This is a genomic window from Lutibacter sp. TH_r2 (assembly GCF_033101135.1).
In the GTDB taxonomy this organism is placed as follows: domain Bacteria; phylum Bacteroidota; class Bacteroidia; order Flavobacteriales; family Flavobacteriaceae; genus Lutibacter.
Genome location: NZ_JAWMPV010000001.1, coordinates 670,856 through 687,231, shown reverse-complemented (window position 1 = coordinate 687,231; position 16,376 = coordinate 670,856). Strand labels below are relative to the sequence as shown.

21 protein-coding genes and 1 tRNA gene are annotated in these 16,376 nt (G+C 29.4%); 15 read left to right on the top strand and 7 right to left on the bottom strand.

The annotated features are described in order from the left end of the window. Window position 1: 1 nt before the first annotated feature. From R3X25_RS02770 to R3X25_RS02760, 3 genes are read right to left on the bottom strand one after another with little or no spacing between them, the layout of a single operon-like run. Complete coding sequence (locus R3X25_RS02770; protein WP_317671621.1) at window positions 2-1,177, bottom strand: efflux RND transporter periplasmic adaptor subunit; 1,176 nt, start codon at window positions 1,175-1,177, stop codon at window positions 2-4. An 18-nt stretch (window positions 1,178-1,195) separates the two neighbouring features. Beyond that, a complete protein-coding gene (locus R3X25_RS02765) occupies window positions 1,196-2,536 on the bottom strand; it encodes a TolC family protein (RefSeq protein ID WP_317671620.1) in 1,341 nt (446 codons plus the stop codon). A gap of 2 nt (window positions 2,537-2,538) precedes the next feature. Further along, the gene (locus R3X25_RS02760; protein ID WP_317671619.1) at window positions 2,539-3,147 is read right to left on the bottom strand and encodes a TetR/AcrR family transcriptional regulator; all 609 of its coding nucleotides are present in this window, start codon (window positions 3,145-3,147) and stop codon (window positions 2,539-2,541) included. A 156-nt stretch (window positions 3,148-3,303) separates the two neighbouring features. Here R3X25_RS02760 and R3X25_RS02755 point away from each other — a divergent pair, with 156 nt between their 5' ends. Next, complete coding sequence (locus R3X25_RS02755) at window positions 3,304-4,272, top strand: polyprenyl synthetase family protein (protein ID WP_317671618.1); 969 nt, start codon at window positions 3,304-3,306, stop codon at window positions 4,270-4,272. Next, the gene (locus tag R3X25_RS02750) at window positions 4,273-4,617 is read left to right on the top strand and encodes a hypothetical protein (protein WP_317671617.1); all 345 of its coding nucleotides are present in this window, start codon (window positions 4,273-4,275) and stop codon (window positions 4,615-4,617) included. Here R3X25_RS02750 and R3X25_RS02745 read toward each other — a convergent pair. After that, window positions 4,601-5,119 carry an alpha-ketoglutarate decarboxylase gene (locus tag R3X25_RS02745; RefSeq protein WP_317671616.1) on the bottom strand — a complete coding sequence of 173 codons (519 nt, stop codon included), beginning with the start codon at window positions 5,117-5,119 and terminating at the stop codon, window positions 4,601-4,603. The two genes, R3X25_RS02750 and R3X25_RS02745, sit on opposite strands and share 17 nt — an antisense overlap. Before the next feature lie 82 nt (window positions 5,120-5,201). On the opposite strand from R3X25_RS02745, the gene R3X25_RS02740 reads away from it, so the two are divergent. After that, a tRNA-Ile gene (locus tag R3X25_RS02740) sits at window positions 5,202-5,275 on the top strand. A gap of 41 nt (window positions 5,276-5,316) precedes the next feature. On the opposite strand, the gene R3X25_RS02735 is transcribed toward R3X25_RS02740, so the two are convergent. Next, complete coding sequence (locus R3X25_RS02735) at window positions 5,317-5,859, bottom strand: hypothetical protein (protein WP_317671615.1); 543 nt, start codon at window positions 5,857-5,859, stop codon at window positions 5,317-5,319. Between the two features lie 173 nt (window positions 5,860-6,032). Between R3X25_RS02735 and R3X25_RS02730 the strand changes: the two genes are divergently transcribed. After that, window positions 6,033-6,251, top strand: a complete 219-nt coding sequence (locus R3X25_RS02730; protein WP_317671614.1) for a PID-CTERM protein-sorting domain-containing protein — start codon at window positions 6,033-6,035, stop codon at window positions 6,249-6,251. Here R3X25_RS02730 and R3X25_RS02725 read toward each other — a convergent pair. Next, complete coding sequence (locus R3X25_RS02725) at window positions 6,248-6,838, bottom strand: riboflavin synthase (protein ID WP_317671612.1); 591 nt, start codon at window positions 6,836-6,838, stop codon at window positions 6,248-6,250. The two genes, R3X25_RS02730 and R3X25_RS02725, sit on opposite strands and share 4 nt — an antisense overlap. 62 nt (window positions 6,839-6,900) lie before the next feature. On the opposite strand from R3X25_RS02725, the gene pdxA reads away from it, so the two are divergent. From pdxA to R3X25_RS02690, 7 genes are all read left to right on the top strand, one after another. Next, window positions 6,901-7,953 (top strand): 4-hydroxythreonine-4-phosphate dehydrogenase PdxA, encoded by a 1,053-nt coding sequence (gene pdxA / locus R3X25_RS02720; protein WP_317671610.1) that lies wholly within the window; start codon window positions 6,901-6,903, stop codon window positions 7,951-7,953. A gap of 69 nt (window positions 7,954-8,022) precedes the next feature. After that, window positions 8,023-8,577, top strand: coding sequence for a DUF177 domain-containing protein (locus R3X25_RS02715; RefSeq protein ID WP_317671608.1), 555 nt, complete (start codon window positions 8,023-8,025; stop codon window positions 8,575-8,577). After that, complete coding sequence (gene rpmF, locus R3X25_RS02710) at window positions 8,577-8,774, top strand: 50S ribosomal protein L32 (protein ID WP_317671606.1); 198 nt, start codon at window positions 8,577-8,579, stop codon at window positions 8,772-8,774. Before R3X25_RS02715 ends, rpmF begins: the two co-directional genes overlap by 1 nt. A 149-nt stretch (window positions 8,775-8,923) precedes the next feature. Then, the gene (locus R3X25_RS02705) at window positions 8,924-9,919 is read left to right on the top strand and encodes a beta-ketoacyl-ACP synthase III (RefSeq protein ID WP_317671604.1); all 996 of its coding nucleotides are present in this window, start codon (window positions 8,924-8,926) and stop codon (window positions 9,917-9,919) included. 38 nt (window positions 9,920-9,957) lie between these two features. Beyond that, a complete protein-coding gene (gene accB / locus R3X25_RS02700; protein ID WP_317671601.1) occupies window positions 9,958-10,437 on the top strand; it encodes an acetyl-CoA carboxylase biotin carboxyl carrier protein in 480 nt (159 codons plus the stop codon). Window positions 10,438-10,514: 77 nt separating this feature from the next. Beyond that, on the top strand, window positions 10,515-11,864 hold the full coding sequence (accC, locus tag R3X25_RS02695; protein ID WP_317671599.1) for an acetyl-CoA carboxylase biotin carboxylase subunit: 1,350 nt from the start codon (window positions 10,515-10,517) through the stop codon (window positions 11,862-11,864). An 83-nt stretch (window positions 11,865-11,947) separates the two neighbouring features. After that, window positions 11,948-12,412, top strand: coding sequence for an Lrp/AsnC ligand binding domain-containing protein (locus R3X25_RS02690; protein WP_317671597.1), 465 nt, complete (start codon window positions 11,948-11,950; stop codon window positions 12,410-12,412). On the opposite strand, the gene R3X25_RS02685 is transcribed toward R3X25_RS02690, so the two are convergent. Next, on the bottom strand, window positions 12,413-13,108 hold the full coding sequence (locus R3X25_RS02685; RefSeq protein ID WP_317671595.1) for a zinc metallopeptidase: 696 nt from the start codon (window positions 13,106-13,108) through the stop codon (window positions 12,413-12,415). Window positions 13,109-13,184: 76 nt separating this feature from the next. On the opposite strand from R3X25_RS02685, the gene R3X25_RS02680 reads away from it, so the two are divergent. The 4 genes from R3X25_RS02680 to R3X25_RS02665 all read left to right on the top strand — a co-directional run bounded on the left by R3X25_RS02680 (window position 13,185) and on the right by R3X25_RS02665 (window position 16,367). Continuing rightward, window positions 13,185-14,225: an asparaginase gene (locus R3X25_RS02680; protein WP_317671593.1), complete on the top strand. Its 1,041-nt coding sequence runs from the start codon at window positions 13,185-13,187 to the stop codon at window positions 14,223-14,225. A gap of 290 nt (window positions 14,226-14,515) precedes the next feature. Beyond that, the gene (locus tag R3X25_RS02675) at window positions 14,516-15,265 is read left to right on the top strand and encodes a MotA/TolQ/ExbB proton channel family protein (protein ID WP_317671591.1); all 750 of its coding nucleotides are present in this window, start codon (window positions 14,516-14,518) and stop codon (window positions 15,263-15,265) included. An 8-nt stretch (window positions 15,266-15,273) separates the two neighbouring features. Then, the gene (locus tag R3X25_RS02670; RefSeq protein WP_317671589.1) at window positions 15,274-15,735 is read left to right on the top strand and encodes a hypothetical protein; all 462 of its coding nucleotides are present in this window, start codon (window positions 15,274-15,276) and stop codon (window positions 15,733-15,735) included. Between the two features lie 8 nt (window positions 15,736-15,743). Then, complete coding sequence (locus tag R3X25_RS02665) at window positions 15,744-16,367, top strand: biopolymer transporter ExbD (RefSeq protein ID WP_317671587.1); 624 nt, start codon at window positions 15,744-15,746, stop codon at window positions 16,365-16,367. Window positions 16,368-16,376 lie beyond the last annotated feature (9 nt).

The following is a 16,376-nucleotide window of genomic DNA, read 5'->3' as shown; positions in this document are numbered from 1 at the left end:
GTTACTTAATATTAATTAATTGTCCGTCTTTTACTGATCTTGCACCTTCAACAATTAGGTGAGTGCCTACAGAAAGTCCTTTTGTGATTTCTATGAATCCGTTTTGTGATTTTTCAGTTTCAATAATAACTCTTCTAGCTCTTGTTTTACCATCTTCCTCTATTGCAGCATAAACGTATTCTTCACCTTCGGCATTTTCTGAAATTACACTTTGAGGGACTAGTATTGCATTTGCATTATTATAATCGTTTATACTAACTTTTGAAGTTAAATTAGGTTTTATATTTCCATTTTTATTTGGAATTGACACTTCAATAGTAAACGACCTATTGTTAGGGTTTATAAAATTACTTACTTGGCGTACGTTACTTTTAATAGTTTCATTTAACATTGGAAGGTGAACTTCAGCATTTGTTCCTTTTTTTACTGATGTAATATATTTTTCAGGTACTTCAGCTTCAACATACATGCTGTTTAGGTTTACAATTCTAAATAAAGCAGTTCCACCTTGCACTACAGAACCTTGATCTGTAATAATATTATCAATAGTTCCTGAAAAAGGAGCGCGTACTGTTGTTTTTGCTAATTGAGATTTTAATTGATTTAGCGCATTTTGTGCTGATGTAGCACTAGTTTTTGCTTGTAGAAATTGGATTTCAGAGCCAATTTTTTGCTCCCATAACTTTTTTTGACGTTGAAATGTTGTTTCTGCTAAATCTGCTTGTGCTTGTAATTGAGCAACTTGCTGGCTTAAACCTCCATCATCTATTTTTGCAAGTATTTGACCTTTTGAAACGCTTTGCCCTTCTTTTACGTAAATTTTACTTAAAGTTCCGTTGTATTCAGAAAGTATTACTACGTTTTGTTTAGTTTTTACGTTTCCTTGAAATTCAACAAAATGAGTAAACAAAGTATCTTTAATTTCTATTGCTGTTACATCAAAAGCTTTTGTTACAGTATCTAGTTTTGATAGTGCGGCGTTTATTCTGTCTAATTGAGTTCTTAATTCTGAATATTCAGAAGTAACGGTTGCTTTTGCAGATTTTAATCCTCCTAAATCTTGTTTTTCAATTAATGATTCTATTTTGTTAGCGTCTATTTTGGTGTTTTCGCCACTTCCACAACTGCTTAAAATTACAGTTAGTGTTATTAATAGTATGTTTAATTTGGTTTTCATTGTTTTTTCTATTGTTTGTTATTGTATAGGCTTGTTTAATGCGTTGTCTAATGCTGCTTTACTAGCTATTACATTTAGCATAGCTTGTAAATAATTTTGTTGCATTGAATATAATTGACGTTGAGCTTCTGCAAGTTCAAAGCTGCTTGAAATTCCTTCGAAAAATTTAATTTGTTGCTTGTTTTCAATGCGTTCGGCAAGTGCTAAATTTTGTTTTGAAGTTTCTAGTTCTTCAATATTGAAATTGTAATCTGTTTTTGCCGACTCTAAATTTAGTAATAGGTTTTGTTCTGTTTCAGTTAAATTAGTTTTAGCTTTTTCAAGTTCAATTTTAGCTTTTTGAGTTCTAACACTTCTTTTTAAGCTACTAAATATTGGAATATTTAAACTAACTCCAAGTAATGAAGAATCGAACCATTTTTGTTCTTTTTTTAAGAAATCAAATTCTTCTCCGTAGCCAGTATATCCAAAATTAATATATGATGTTAGCGATGGAAGCGCTTGACTTTGCTCTAACTTCATTAACAATTCGTTAGATTTTTTATTGTTTTTAGCAATTTTAAAATCTATATGATCTTCTATATTAAATGTTTCTGAAAAAAAATCGAATTCTGAAGATTTTTGAGCTAGTTCGTTTAATTTATCGGTTAGTTTAATACTACTTTTAATATCGATACCTAATGTTATGTTTAAAAGTTGGTATGCAATTTTGTTTAATTTTTGGGTTCTAGATAAGTTGCTTTTTACTGAAGCCAAAGTAATTTTTAATTGCTCAACATCTTCTTCTTCATTTAAACCGTTTTTGTAAATTTCGGTGGTTTCATTTAATGTTTTTTGAAGTGAAGCAACATTGTTTTTTAATATTTGAACACTTTCTTCACTTAATAAAACATTTCCATAAGCATTTATAACAGCTTCTCTAATTCCAAGTTCTGTTTTTTCTTTAGCGTTTTCAGAAATTTGCAGATAAACTTTTGCTGATTGTAAACCAACAATATATGATCCATCAAAAATAAGTTGACTTAATGTAGCAGTAGCACTTATATTTTGTTTTGTGCTAAAGTTAACTTCGGTGTATTCTCCAGCTGTACCTCCAAAAATTTCTGAAGGAATTAACGTAATTTGTTGCTTAACCCAATTTTGATAATCTACAGTTGCATTAATTTGTGGTAAACCTATAGTGGTAGTTTCCCATTTTTGTTTTTTTGCTATATCAATATCTCTAGATGCATTAATTGCTGAATAGCTGTTTTTTAATGCGTAGTCTATTGCTTGTTTAAGTGATAACGAAATGCTTTCTTGTGCATTTATTATAGTACTAAATAATAAAGCAGATGCTATTATTAGTGTTTTTCTCATTACTAAATATGGTTTAATTTTAATAGTTGTTTTTCTAGTTCTTTTATTCCTTTTGTAGTTGCAATTGCTCTAGTGTGATATTCTAGAACATCTATTTCTAATTGGTTTATGCTATTTTTTTTATATGTAAACAATTGATCGTCATGTACGCTATGAACTAGTGAGAAATAGAATCTAGAAACTACCGATTTGTTTATTGATTTAATATACAAACCTTCATTAATACCTTTCTTAATGTTTGTAATTATGCAATTTTGAAATTCTTCAAACTCTTTATTCATAACCTTATTAAAGGTGTTGGGGTAGTATTTTTTTAATTGAAACATTGGAGATTCATCAGAGCTTTGTAAAAGGTCTTTAAAAATTTTTTTAATCTCAAAGTTTTCTTCAATAGCGTTATAGCCAATGGCACATACTCCATTAATTTTTTTTAGACAATTTTCATGAAAATTTACAATAGCTTGATCAACTAAATCTTCTTTGTTTTTAAAATACTTGTACAATGTTTTTTTGGACATTCCCAAATCATTGGCAATATCATCCATTGTAACGCTTTTAAATCCAAACTTTAGAAAAATGTCTGCGGTTTTTTTTAATATTATTTCTTTCATTTTTAATTAACCATCTTGATAATCGGGTGCAAATATACTTAAGGAAACTTTAGAAACAAAAAAAGTTTCCGTAGTTTTAACATTTTAATAACAAATAAGTTTTTAAAGAAATCTATTTGTTAGAAAAGTGTATTTTTACTGTTAAATAAATAAGGAATGAATTTAGAAGAATATAAGGAAGTATTTTTAGGTTATTTAAATGAAAAAATAAAATCAAAAGATCCTGTAAATCTTTATAATCCAATAAAGTACATATTAGAAATAGGAGGTAAGCGATTACGACCTATTTTAGCTTTAATGATTTGTGATTTGTTTGGAGAAGATTCAAAAAAAGCAATGGATGTTGCTTTAGCTATAGAGGTTTTTCACAACTTTACTTTGGTACATGATGATATTATGGATAGTGCTCCAATAAGGAGAGGAAAGGAAACTGTACATAAAAAATGGGATGAAAATACAGGTATTTTATCTGGAGATGCTATGTTAATTATTGCATATCAATGTGTTGAGAGTTATGAGCCAGAGTTGTTTAAAAAATTAATGTTGTTGTTTAGTAAAACCGCATTAGAGGTATGTGAAGGTCAACAGTGGGATGTTGATTTTGAAACTAGAAATGATGTAAGTATAGAGGAGTATATAAAAATGATTACTTATAAAACATCGGTTTTAATTGGAGCGGCAATGCAAATGGGGGCAATGATTGCTAATGTTTCAGAAAAAGAAGAAAAAGCAATATATAATTTCGGGTTGAATTTAGGACTAGCATTTCAATTACAAGACGATTATTTAGATACTTTTGGAGATGTTGAAACATTTGGTAAGAAGATAGGAGGAGATATAATTGAAAATAAAAAAACCTTTTTGTACTTAACGGCTTTAAATGTGTGCGAACCAAAAGAACGTAGAGAATTATTTAATTTATACAATTCAGATGATTTGAATAATAAAAAAGTAGAAAAAGTAACTTCTATTTTCAAAAAAAATAAAGTAGATGTTTTAATAAAAAAAGAGATTGAAAATTATACAGAAAAGTCTTTAAAAGTTCTTAATCAATTATCTATTTCAGAACAAAAAAAATCTGTTTTAAAAGAGTTTGGTTTAAGTTTAATGAAAAGAACAATATAAATGTTACCAAGAAAAACATTCAATATTGAGCAAATAGAAAAAGACACAAAACTTTATAAATTATTAATTAAACAATTAAATAAAGATTTTGTTTTGGCTGGTGTAGATTATTTTTCTTTTTCCGAAGGGTTAAATTTAAATGAGTTGATAAAATCGTTGTCAGAAATAATTGAAAAATTATTTAAAGGTAGATATGATTCTTATTTGAATTTTGTGTATAGAGTAGATATACAAGAAAAAGAATTGTTAAAAGTAGATTCTGAAAGCGAAACATTTTTTAATGATTTAGCTGTAATTATTGTAGAGCGAGAGTTTCAAAAAGTGTGGTTTAGAAATAAATTCTAAATACGGGACTTAATGCAGAAGAGTAGATAGCATTTTTGTTTTCGTCAAATAGAATATCATATCTTAATCCCATGGCTACCCGCCCTGTTATATATTCTGCTCCAAAATACAATGCTGGCTGCCATTGAGAAACACCTGTAGCGTTTGAATAATTCTGTTTTAAATGAAGTTGCTCATATTCTAAAGATAGCTGAAAACTAGAAAAGGGTCTATAAAAAGTCATTAAGCTTCCACCTAAAATATTTGTTGATTTTTGAATTGTTGACTTATTTTTCACATACACATAGGTTAAACTAGCTCCAGCGCTAAAATTTTGTGAAAAATCGTAAATGGCACTTGGAGATATTGATAATGTGGAGTAATTACTTCCAAAACCCATATTAAATGTCCCTCCAAACCTTACTTTTTTACTAGAATTCAGGTAGTTACTACTACTTTGAGCATAACTAATAAAAGAAGATATTAAAAAAAGTACAAGTATTAAGTTATTTCGAGACATCATTTTTTTTTGACTAAAGTAATAAAATAATTAAATAATAATTGTGCATAAACTAAATAAGTGTTATTTTTGCACCCAGTTTTTAGGTCCCATAGCTCAGCTGGTTAGAGCACCTGACTCATAATCAGGGGGTCCAAGGTTCGAGCCCTTGTGGGACCACGTCGTAAAAACTTAAAGCCTTGCAGAAATGTGAGGCTTTTTTATTTTAAAGTGTTTAAATCTTTTTTTAATTCAGCTATGCTGTTTACGTTGTTTAATTGAAAATTATCAATTTCATATAAATCGGAAAAAGTAATAAAAGTTGTTCCGTCAAATCTCTTTCTAGTGGATCCTTTGGGAAAGTATTTTCTTTTTTTAATAAAATCTTCTTTAGTTATCCAGCCACAAATTGTTACCTCATTATTAAGTTTATGATAACTACAAAAAATATAAACTTCAGTTTCGAAGTAATCTTGGGCTTTTAAAAAATTATTTGTGTAATTTTTTTTAACTGTAGTAGTTCTTCCCATTGTTTTTATATCAATTTTCTTATTATTAAAAACAAGGTCAATACCATTGTCAAAACCTTCATTTCCATCTATTAAACCTTTATTGAATAAATTGGTAACAACACTTTGTCCAATAATTCCAGTTAATTGTTGGGTTTTTGTACCATTTGCAAATTTTCTTTGTCCAAAGTTGAATTTTTCTACTTGTTTTTTACAATGCGTAAGTATGTTTTCAGTAACTGTAATTGTAATCATAACTAAATTTTATATAAATATATTAAGAAATAAATTAACTATTACAGCATGTAGTATTGTTTATACCTATGTGTTATATTGTATTTTATTTTTACACAAAATTGTTCATTATAAAAAAAACTTTATATTTGTATCTGTAGAATTTTTAAATTCTATTAAAAACAAACCCCAAAATGAAAAATAAGTTTAACATTTTACTGTTAACTTTTAGCTTGTTAGTTTTTGTGAATGGATATTCACAAAAGACATTACCAACACCGCCTCCAAACGGTAATAAGCCTGCAGCACCGGCTCCAAATCCCGGACTTCCAGTCGATGGAGGATTAAGTTATTTGTTGTTGTCAGGAATTTTATATGGAGTATATGAATTGCGAAAGGGGAAAAAACATTAATTTCTTTTTTCTAATAATCTAGCAACATATTTTCCAATAACATCAAATTCTAAATTAACAACACTTCCATTTTTAAATGTATGAAAATTAGTGTTTTCATATGTGTAAGGTATAATTGCAACGGAAAACTTATTATCAATTGAATTTACTACTGTTAAGCTAGTACCATTTACAGTAATAGATCCTTTTTCAATAGTAACATTATTGTATGTTTTATCGTATTCAAAAGTATAAACCCAACTTCCGTCTTCTTCAACTACGTTTACGCAAGTTGCAGTTTGATCAACATGGCCTTGAACTATATGGCCATCTAATCTTGCTCCTAAAATCATAGCGCGTTCTAAATTAACAACATCACCAATTTTAACATATTTAAAGTTAGATTTGTCTAAAGTTTCCTTAATTGCAGTTACTGTATATTCATCTCCTTGAATTTTAACTACTGTTAAACAAACTCCATTATGGGCAACACTTTGGTCAATTTTTAATTCTGAAGTAATATTACTTTTTATGGTAAAGTGAAAGTTATCACCTTCTTTTTCAATATTTGTAATAGTTCCAAGTGTTTCAATAATTCCGGTAAACATAATTATATCATTTTATTTGATTACTTTTGAGCACACAAAATTAAGCATTATAAACTTCATTTATGAGTAAAACTGAAAAAATAAAGTTAGGTATTTCAATAGGAGATATTAATGGAATTGGAATTGAAATTATTCTCAAAACATTTTTAGATAAAAGAATGCTGGAGTTTTGTACACCGATAGTATTTGGTTCAACAAAATATATTTCAGCGTATAAAAAAAGTTTAAATCTAAACGTACAATATAATGGTGTTTTTAATGTTGAAAAAGCTGTAGAAGGTAAAATAAATGTTGTAAATATATGGAAAGAAGATGTTCCGGTAGAGTTTGGAAATCCAACTAAAAGAGCAGGAGAATATGCATTTAAATCTTTAGAAGCAGCAACAAATTCACTTGCCAACAATGAAATAGATGTTTTAGTAACAGCACCAATAAATAAAGATAATATTCAAAGTGAAGATTTTACATTTCCTGGTCATACGGAATATTTAGAATCTAAATTAGAAGGAAAAAGTTTAATGATTTTAATGACTGAAAACCTTAAGGTAGGTTTAGTTACTGGTCATATTCCTATTTCAGAAGTTTCAAGTGCTATATCAGAAGAAGCAATAACGGATAAAGTTGAAATACTTTATAAAACTTTAATTGAAGATTTTGGAGTAAGTAGACCGAAAATTGCAGTTCTGGGTTTAAATCCTCATTGTGGAGATAATGGTTTAATTGGTATTGAAGATGATGAAATTGTTAGGCCAACACTAATAAAAATTCAAGAACAAGGTAAGCTTGTTTATGGCCCTTATGCAGCAGATAGCTTTTTTGGATCAGAAAATTATAAAAATTTCGACGCAATATTAGCAATGTATCACGATCAAGGTTTAGCACCTTTTAAAACATTATCGTTTGGAGAAGGAGTGAATTACACTGCAGGCTTAAATAAAATTAGAACATCGCCAGATCACGGTACAGCCTATGAATTAGCAGGAAAAGATAAGGCAAGTATTTCTTCATTTAAAGAAGCTGTTTTTACAGCGATTAAGCTTTTTTCAAAAAGAGAAGAATATAAAAGTTTGACACAAAACGTATTAAAAACAAACAGTAAAAATAAAATGCTATAAAAATTTAAAAATTATTTTTAAATAAATAGTTTAATTTTATATCTTTGCACGCTCAAATTGAAGTTCAACATGAAAGATTTAAAAGAGTTTAATATTTCTTTTATAGGTTTAAAAGACGGAGAACACCATTTTGAGTATGTTATTAAGAAAGAGTTCTTTGAATTTTATAACTATGATGAATTTAATAATTCAAACGTACATGTAAATGTGTTGTTTCTAAAAAAAACAACTATGTTTGAATTAGATTTTAAGTTAACTGGATGGGTTGAAGTAGCATGTGACGTTACTAACGAGATGTTTCAACAACCAATTTCAAGTAATTTAAAATTAATAGTTAATTTTGGGAAAGAATATAATGATGAAAATGAAGAAATTTTAATCATTCCATATTCTGAACACACGTTAAATGTTGCACAATATATATATGAAGCAATAGTATTAGCAGTTCCAACAAAAAGAATTCATCCAGGAATAGAAGATGGAACATTAAATTCAGATATTTTAGATAAGTTAAAAGAATTTGAAATTAATAGAGAAGAAAACGAAAAAATAGAAGATAATCAGGATATTGATCCTAGATGGAATAAATTAAAAGATATACTAATAGATAAAAATAAAGAGTAATGGCACATCCTAAAAGAAAAATATCGAAAACTAGAAGAGATAAAAGAAGAACTCACTACAAAGCTGTAACTCCTCAAGTTGCCATTGATCCAACTACAGGTGAAGCTCACTTATACCACAGAGCACACTGGCACGAAGGAAAATTATATTACAGAGGTCAAATTGTAATTGATTCTACAGATGTAGTAGAAGCTTAAAATATTAAAATTTAGCATTTAAAAAACTCTCAATTCGAGAGTTTTTTTATTTTTACACTTTAAAGCTGTTAAAAAAAACATATATTATTCAGTATTAATAAATAATTTTCATTTCTTTGGAATTCTTTTTTAATAAAAGAAATTAACTTATGATAAAAATTACCGCAGCAATTACCGCAGTTGGAAAGTATCTACCAGAAGATGTTTTAACTAATAAAATGTTAGAAAAAATGGTAGAAACTAATGATGAGTGGATTACCTCTAGAACTGGAATTAAAGAACGAAGAATTCTAAAAGGTAAAGGTAAAGGTACCGGTTATATGGCTACTAAAGCCGCTGAAAACTTAATTGAAAAATCCAATTTAGATCCAAAAGAAATTGATTTAGTTCTAGTTGCAACAGCAACTCCAGATATGCAAGCAGCTGCAGTTGGTGCTTTTGTTGCTTCAGAAATTGGAGCTATTAACGCTTTTGGATTTGATTTAGAAGCCGCGTGTTCAAGTTTTTTATACGGAATGTCAGTAGCATCAAGTTATATCGAATCAGGAAGATATAAAAAAATACTATTAATAGGCGCAGATAAATGCTCTTCTATGATTGACTACACCGATAGAGCAACATGTATAATATTTGGAGATGGAGCAGGAGCAGCACTTTTTGAACCAAATTATGAAGGTTTAGGCCATCAAGATGAATATTTAAGAAGTGACGGTATGGGAAGAGAGTTTTTAAGAGCTAAAGCAGGAGGTTCTATGTATCCAATAGATAAAGATACTTTTAAAAATAGAGAGCATTATGTTTATCAAGATGGAAAAACCGTATTTAAAAATGCTGTGTTTAACATGGCTGATGTTGCAGTTAAAATTATAGAAAGAAACAATTTAACTCAAAAAGACGTAAATTGGTTGGCAGCTCATCAAGCCAATAAAAGAATTATTGAAGCTACAGCTAACCGTATAGAAGTCGATAGCTCAAAAGTAATGATGAATATTCAAAATTATGGAAATACTACGTCAGCTACATTGCCATTACTTTTAGCTGATTACGAAAGTCAGCTTAAAAAAGGTGACACTATCATATTTGCAGCATTTGGTGGAGGATTCACTTGGGGATCAATCTACTTTAAATGGGCATATAACTCATAAAATATCAATTAACAAAAATACTTAAAACCCAATACATTATGGAATTAAAAGATATTCAAAACCTTATTAAATTCGTTGCTAAATCAGGAGCGAGTGAGGTAAAGTTAGAAATGGAGGATATTAAAATTACCATTAGAACAGGAGAAGGTAAAGAAACAACAACAATTGTTCAACAAGCACCAATGGGAGTTTCACAAATTCCTATGGCAGCAGCACCTGCAGTTCCAGTTACTGAAGAAAATACAGCAGCTCCTGAATCAAAAGATGATAACTCAAAGTACATAGAAATAACTTCGCCTATTATTGGAACTTTTTATAGAAAGCCTTCACCAGATAAACCAAACTTTGTTGAAGTAGGTGATATGGTTTCTCCAGACTCAATAATTGCTATTGTTGAAGCAATGAAATTATTTAATGAAATTGAATCTGAAGTTTCTGGAAAAATAGTTAAAGTTCTTGTTGAAAATGGATCTCCTGTAGAATTTGGTCAGCCATTATATCTAGTAGAACCAGCGTAAGCTAATCTCAATAGTTTGTTTTAAAATTTTAATTTTTATTGAAATTTAAAAAATGTCTAACTTAAACTTAAAGCATAATGTTTAATAAAATATTAATTGCCAATAGAGGAGAAATAGCTTTGCGAATTATAAGAACATGTAAAGAGATTGGAGTAAAAACAGTTGCTGTTTATTCAACTGCAGATGCTGAAAGCCTACATGTGCGTTTTGCGGATGAGGCTGTTTGTATTGGTCCTCCAGCTAGTAGTGCTTCCTATTTAAATATGCAAGCTATATTGGCTGCAGCAGAAATAACAAATGCAGATGCTATTCATCCAGGTTACGGATTTTTAGCTGAAAACGCTAAATTTTCAAAACTTTGCGAAGAGCATGGTATAAAATTTATTGGAGCTGATGAAGAAATGATTAGTAGAATGGGAGATAAAGCATCTGCCCGTGAAACTATGAAAGCAGCAGGAGTTCCTACAATACCAGGTTCTGACGGTATAATTGAAACATTTGAAGAATGTGAAAAATTAGCTGATGAAATGGGCTATCCAGTAATGCTTAAGGCTACTGCTGGTGGTGGTGGAAAAGGAATGCGTGCCGTATGGAAAAAAGAAGAATTACAAGAACTTTGGGATGCAGCAAAGCAAGAAGCATTTGCTTGTTTTGGAAATGATGGAATGTATATGGAGAAGCTTATTGAAGAGCCACGCCATATTGAAATTCAAATTATAGGTGATTCTTTTGGAAAAGCATGTCACTTATCAGAAAGAGATTGCTCAATTCAACGTCGTCACCAAAAACTTACAGAAGAATCTCCATCACCGTTTATGACTTCACAGTTACGTAATAAAATGGGTGAAGCAGCTGTTAGAGCAGCTGAATTTATTAAGTATGAAGGTGCTGGAACAGTCGAATTTTTAGTAGATAAGCATAAGAATTTCTACTTTATGGAAATGAATACACGTATTCAGGTAGAGCACCCAATTACAGAACAAGTTATAGACCATGATTTAATTTATGAACAAATAAAAGTAGCAGCTGGTGTACCAATTTCGGGAAAAAATTATATACCAAAATTACACTCAATAGAATGTAGAATAAATGCTGAAGATCCTTTTAATGGTTTTAGACCTTCACCTGGTAAAATTAATATTTTACATACTCCTGGAGGACATGGAGTTAGAGTAGATTCTCATGTGTATGCAGGCTATACTATTCCGCCAAATTATGATTCTATGATTGCAAAGTTGATTACTACTGCTCAAACAAGAGAAGAAGCAATTAGTAAAATGAGACGTGCTTTAGATGAATTTGTTGTAGAAGGTGTAAAAACAACAATTCCTTTCCATAGACAATTAATGGATAATCCAGATTATATATCAGGAGATTATACCACCAAATTTATGGAAGATTTTAAGCTAAAACCTCAAGAAGAATAAAAATATATATTTATAGAGTATAATAAAGGGTAAACGAAAGTTTACCCTTTATTTTTTATATTTACTTATTAAATAATAATTAGATGAAAGAAAAAGAGTTGAAGATAGACGGTATAGATAGAATTATTTTAAAACATTTAATGAATGATGCACGAACTCCAATTTTAAGTATTGCTCGAGAAATTGGAATTTCAGGTGCAGCAATTCACCAGCGATTGCGAAAATTAGAATCTTCAAGTTTAATTGCTGGAAGTAAATTTATAATAAACCCTAAAGTGTTGGGATATTCAACATTGGCATTTGTAGGTATATTTTTAGATACAGCTAGTAAATATCAAGAAGTAATTAAAAGGTTGAAAGAAATTCCTGAAGTTGTTGAAAGTCATTATACCACAGGAAATTATTCTATAGTTATAAAAATATTATGTAAAAATAATGAGCACTTAATGGCTCTTTTAAGTCAAAAAATACAATCTATAAAAGGTATTGCAAGTACAGAAACATTTATTTCATTAGATCAGAAAATAGATAGACAAATAAAATTATAATTAATCTCTAGACCCTAAAATACGTAAAGCCCAATAAAATAACATAGCTAAAGATCCTAATGCAGCAACTAAATAAGTTCTAGCAGCCCATTTTAAGGCATCATGCGCACCATCTTGCTCGGTCGCTGTTAACATATTTTTTGTTTTTAACCAAGCTAAAGCTCTGTTACTTGCATCATATTCAACAGGTAAGGTTATTAAGCTAAATAATGAAGCCATACCCATCATAACTAAACCAGCTATTGCAACGTAGAACCCTAGTCCAGATGATTCTGCAGCACCTAAAGCTAAACCACCAATTACAAGCCATATAGAAAATTTTGAAGAAATATTAACTACAGGTACTAATTGAGATCTCATGGTTAACCATTTATAAGCTTTTGCATGTTGAACAGCATGTCCAACTTCGTGAGCTGCAACTGCTGCAGAAGCAGTATTTCTTTCGTTATAAACAACATCACTTAAGTTTACTGTTTTGTTTTTAGGGTTATAATGATCCGTTAATTGTCCGCTTGTTGAAATAACTTTTACATCATTTATTCCATGATCACTTAACATTTTTTCAGCAATTTCTCTACCACTTAAACCGTTTTGTAAGTGAATTTGAGAATATTTTTTAAATTTTCTTTTTAACTGTTGACTAACTAACCAACTAGCTAAAGAAATAATTCCTATTATTATGTAATATCCCATCATAATTTTCTTATTTTGTAGTATTATTATATGGTAAATATATAGCATAAATTATTCCAAAAAAAAGTTACAAGACAAAATGGCAAAAATTCCACATATACTTTTAATTTATACTGGTGGAACCATTGGTATGGTTAAAGATTTTGAAACAGGAGCTTTAAAAGCATTTAATTTTGATAAATTATTAAATGCAATTCCAGAATTAAATCATTTAAATTGTACTATTGATACCTTTTCATTTGAATCACCTATAGATTCTTCAGACATGAGCCCTAAAGAGTGGTTGTTGATTGCTGAAGTTATTGAAGAATGTTATAATAATTATGATGGTTTTGTTATTCTCCATGGGTCTGATACCATGTCATACTCTTCTTCTGTATTGAGTTTTATGCTTGAAAATTTATCTAAACCAGTAATTTTCACAGGTTCTCAACTTCCAATAGGTCATTTAAGAACAGATGCTAAAGAGAATTTAATTACATCTATTGAAATTGCATCAACACAAAATAAGAATGGAAAGCCACTTATAACTGAAGTGTGTTTATATTTTGAGTATAAATTATATAGAGCAAATAGAACTACAAAAATAAATGCTGAACATTTTGAAGCTTTCTCCTCTCCTAATTGTATGCCGTTAGCGGAAAGTGGAGTTCATTTAAAGTTTAATAAACAGTTAATAAAAACTAATAGCTCTCAAAATAATTTTCAGGTTCGAAAAAAATTATGTGATGATATTGTAATACTAAAATTATTTCCTGGTATAACTGAACAAGTAGTAAAAAGTATATTAGAAATTAAAAAATTAAAAGGTGTAATTTTAGAAACATTTGGATCTGGAAATGCTACTTCAAAGCCATGGTTTATTTCATTATTATCTAAAGCAATAAATAATGGAGTAAAAATAATTAATGTTTCACAGTGCCATGGTGGAAGTGTTATTATGGGGAAATATGAAACTAGTATAAAGCTAATTGAAATAGGAGTAATTAGTGGTTTTGACATAACTACAGAGTCAGCAATTGCAAAACTTATGTATTTACTTGGTCAAAATATCTCTGATAGTAATTTTAAAGCAGATTTTGAAACACCAATAAGGGGAGAATTGACAATTCATAAATAAAAAAAATGCATTCAATAAAAGATTAATAAGTATTAAATGTAATTATTGACATTATTTTTAACCTTTTTTTTTAATTTTTTTTAAAAAATTAAGAAATTGCAAAAAAATACACTAAAGTCTTACTAAAATTTTCAAAACTCAACATTTTTTTGTTACTTGCCGTATGCAAAAGCTAGCACGTTAAAGGTGTTAATGATAAAATAAAAATATCATTATATTTTAGTGTAACTTTTGTGTAAAAAAAACTTATATTTAACACGTTGAAAAATTAATAAATTAACTATTACACAATGAAAAGAGTATTTACTATCCTTGCAATTACAGGATTATTGTTATTTGGAGCAGCGCCTAAAGCTATAGCGCAAGATGCAACTAAAACAGAGCAAGTTGCTGACAATCCAACAGAAGAAAAAACATTTCACCAAGAATTAAAACAACGTTTTATTGAAGGTGGTCCTTTCTTTATGGGGATTGTATTAGTAGCCTTAATTTTAGGTTTAGCAATTGCTATTGAAAGAATTATTTATTTAAACATGGCAACAACTAACACTAAAAAGTTAGTTAGTAAAGTGGACGACGCTTTAGCTAGTGGTGGAGTAGAAGCTGCAAAAGAAGTTTGTAGAAATACAAAAGGTCCTGTTGCATCAATCTTTTACCAAGGTTTAGATAGAATGGACGAAGGAGTTGAAGCAGCTGAAAAAGCGGTTGTTGGATACGGTGGAGTTCAAATGGGATTATTAGAGAAAAACATCTCTTGGTTATCTTTATTTATTGCTTTAGCACCAATGTTAGGTTTCATGGGAACTGTAATTGGTATGATTAGTGCATTTGACTCTATTCAAGCAGCGGGTGATATTTCTCCAACAGTAGTAGCAGGAGGTATTAAAGTAGCCTTATTAACAACAGTATTTGGTTTAGTAGTAGCTATTATCCTTCAAATTTTTTACAACTATATTATCTCTAAAGTTGATAGTATTGTAAATAACATGGAAGACGCGTCAATTTTATTAGTTGACCTATTAATTAGACACAAAAAATAATCCAAATTATGAGTAAAAATTTATCAAGAATATTAACCTTAGTAACAGGTGTAATTGGTTTGATAGGTTTCTTCTTCTTCATCAGAGTTATGATGGCTGGAGACGAAGCTATTGAAAACGATGCAGCAGTACAAGCAAGTATTGTATCTCCTTTTGTTACTTTCGCAAGGTTATTGTTAATATTTACAGCAGGAATTGCTGTATTATTTTCAATTTGGAATTTAATTAAACAACCACAAGTATTAAAAAGATCATTAATTGCTGTTGGATTATTAGCAGTAGTTCTTGCCGTTTCTTATGTTTTAGCTTCAGATGCTCAGGTAACTGACACTGTTGGTAGAGTATTAGAAGGTGGAGAAGCTGGAGCAGTTTCAAAATGGGTAAGTACAGGAATTAACTTCAGCGCTATTTTAGGTGGAGTTGGATTGTTGTTCTTTGTTTTAGACTTTGGTAGATCATTAGTAAAATAAACTAAATTATGGCAAGAAGAGATAATTCAGAAATTAATGCTGGTTCTATGGCAGACATTGCGTTCTTGCTTTTAATATTTTTTTTAGTAACAACCACTATGGATGTTGATTCAGGGATTTCAAGAAAATTACCTGAAAAAAATCAAAATCCAGAAGAAACTAAAGTTGTAATTAAAGAGAAGAATGTGTTAGATATTGTAGTAAACCGAAATAATCAAATTTTGGTTGAAGGTACTGACTATGTTCAAGTAAAAGATATTAAGAAAATAGCAATGGATTTTATTGACAATGGTGGTGGACTTGGTAATTCAGTTGATGGACAGCCAGCTAAAGAGTGCGATTATTGTCAAGGAGCTAAAAACCCATTATCGTCTGATCATCCAAGTAAAGCAATTATATCATTACAAAGCGCTCGTGGTACTACTTATGGTATGTACGTTTCAATTCAAAATGAAATTGAAGCTGCTTATAATGAATTAAGAAGCCAATTATCTGAAAAGTTATATGGAGTTTCTTATGATCAATTGTTAAAGGATTATAATGACAATGGTGGTGAAAAATTAAAAGCTAGAATAGATAATTTGAAGGATAAATATCCGCAAATTATTTCAGAACCTGAACCAATTAAATAATATCAAGTT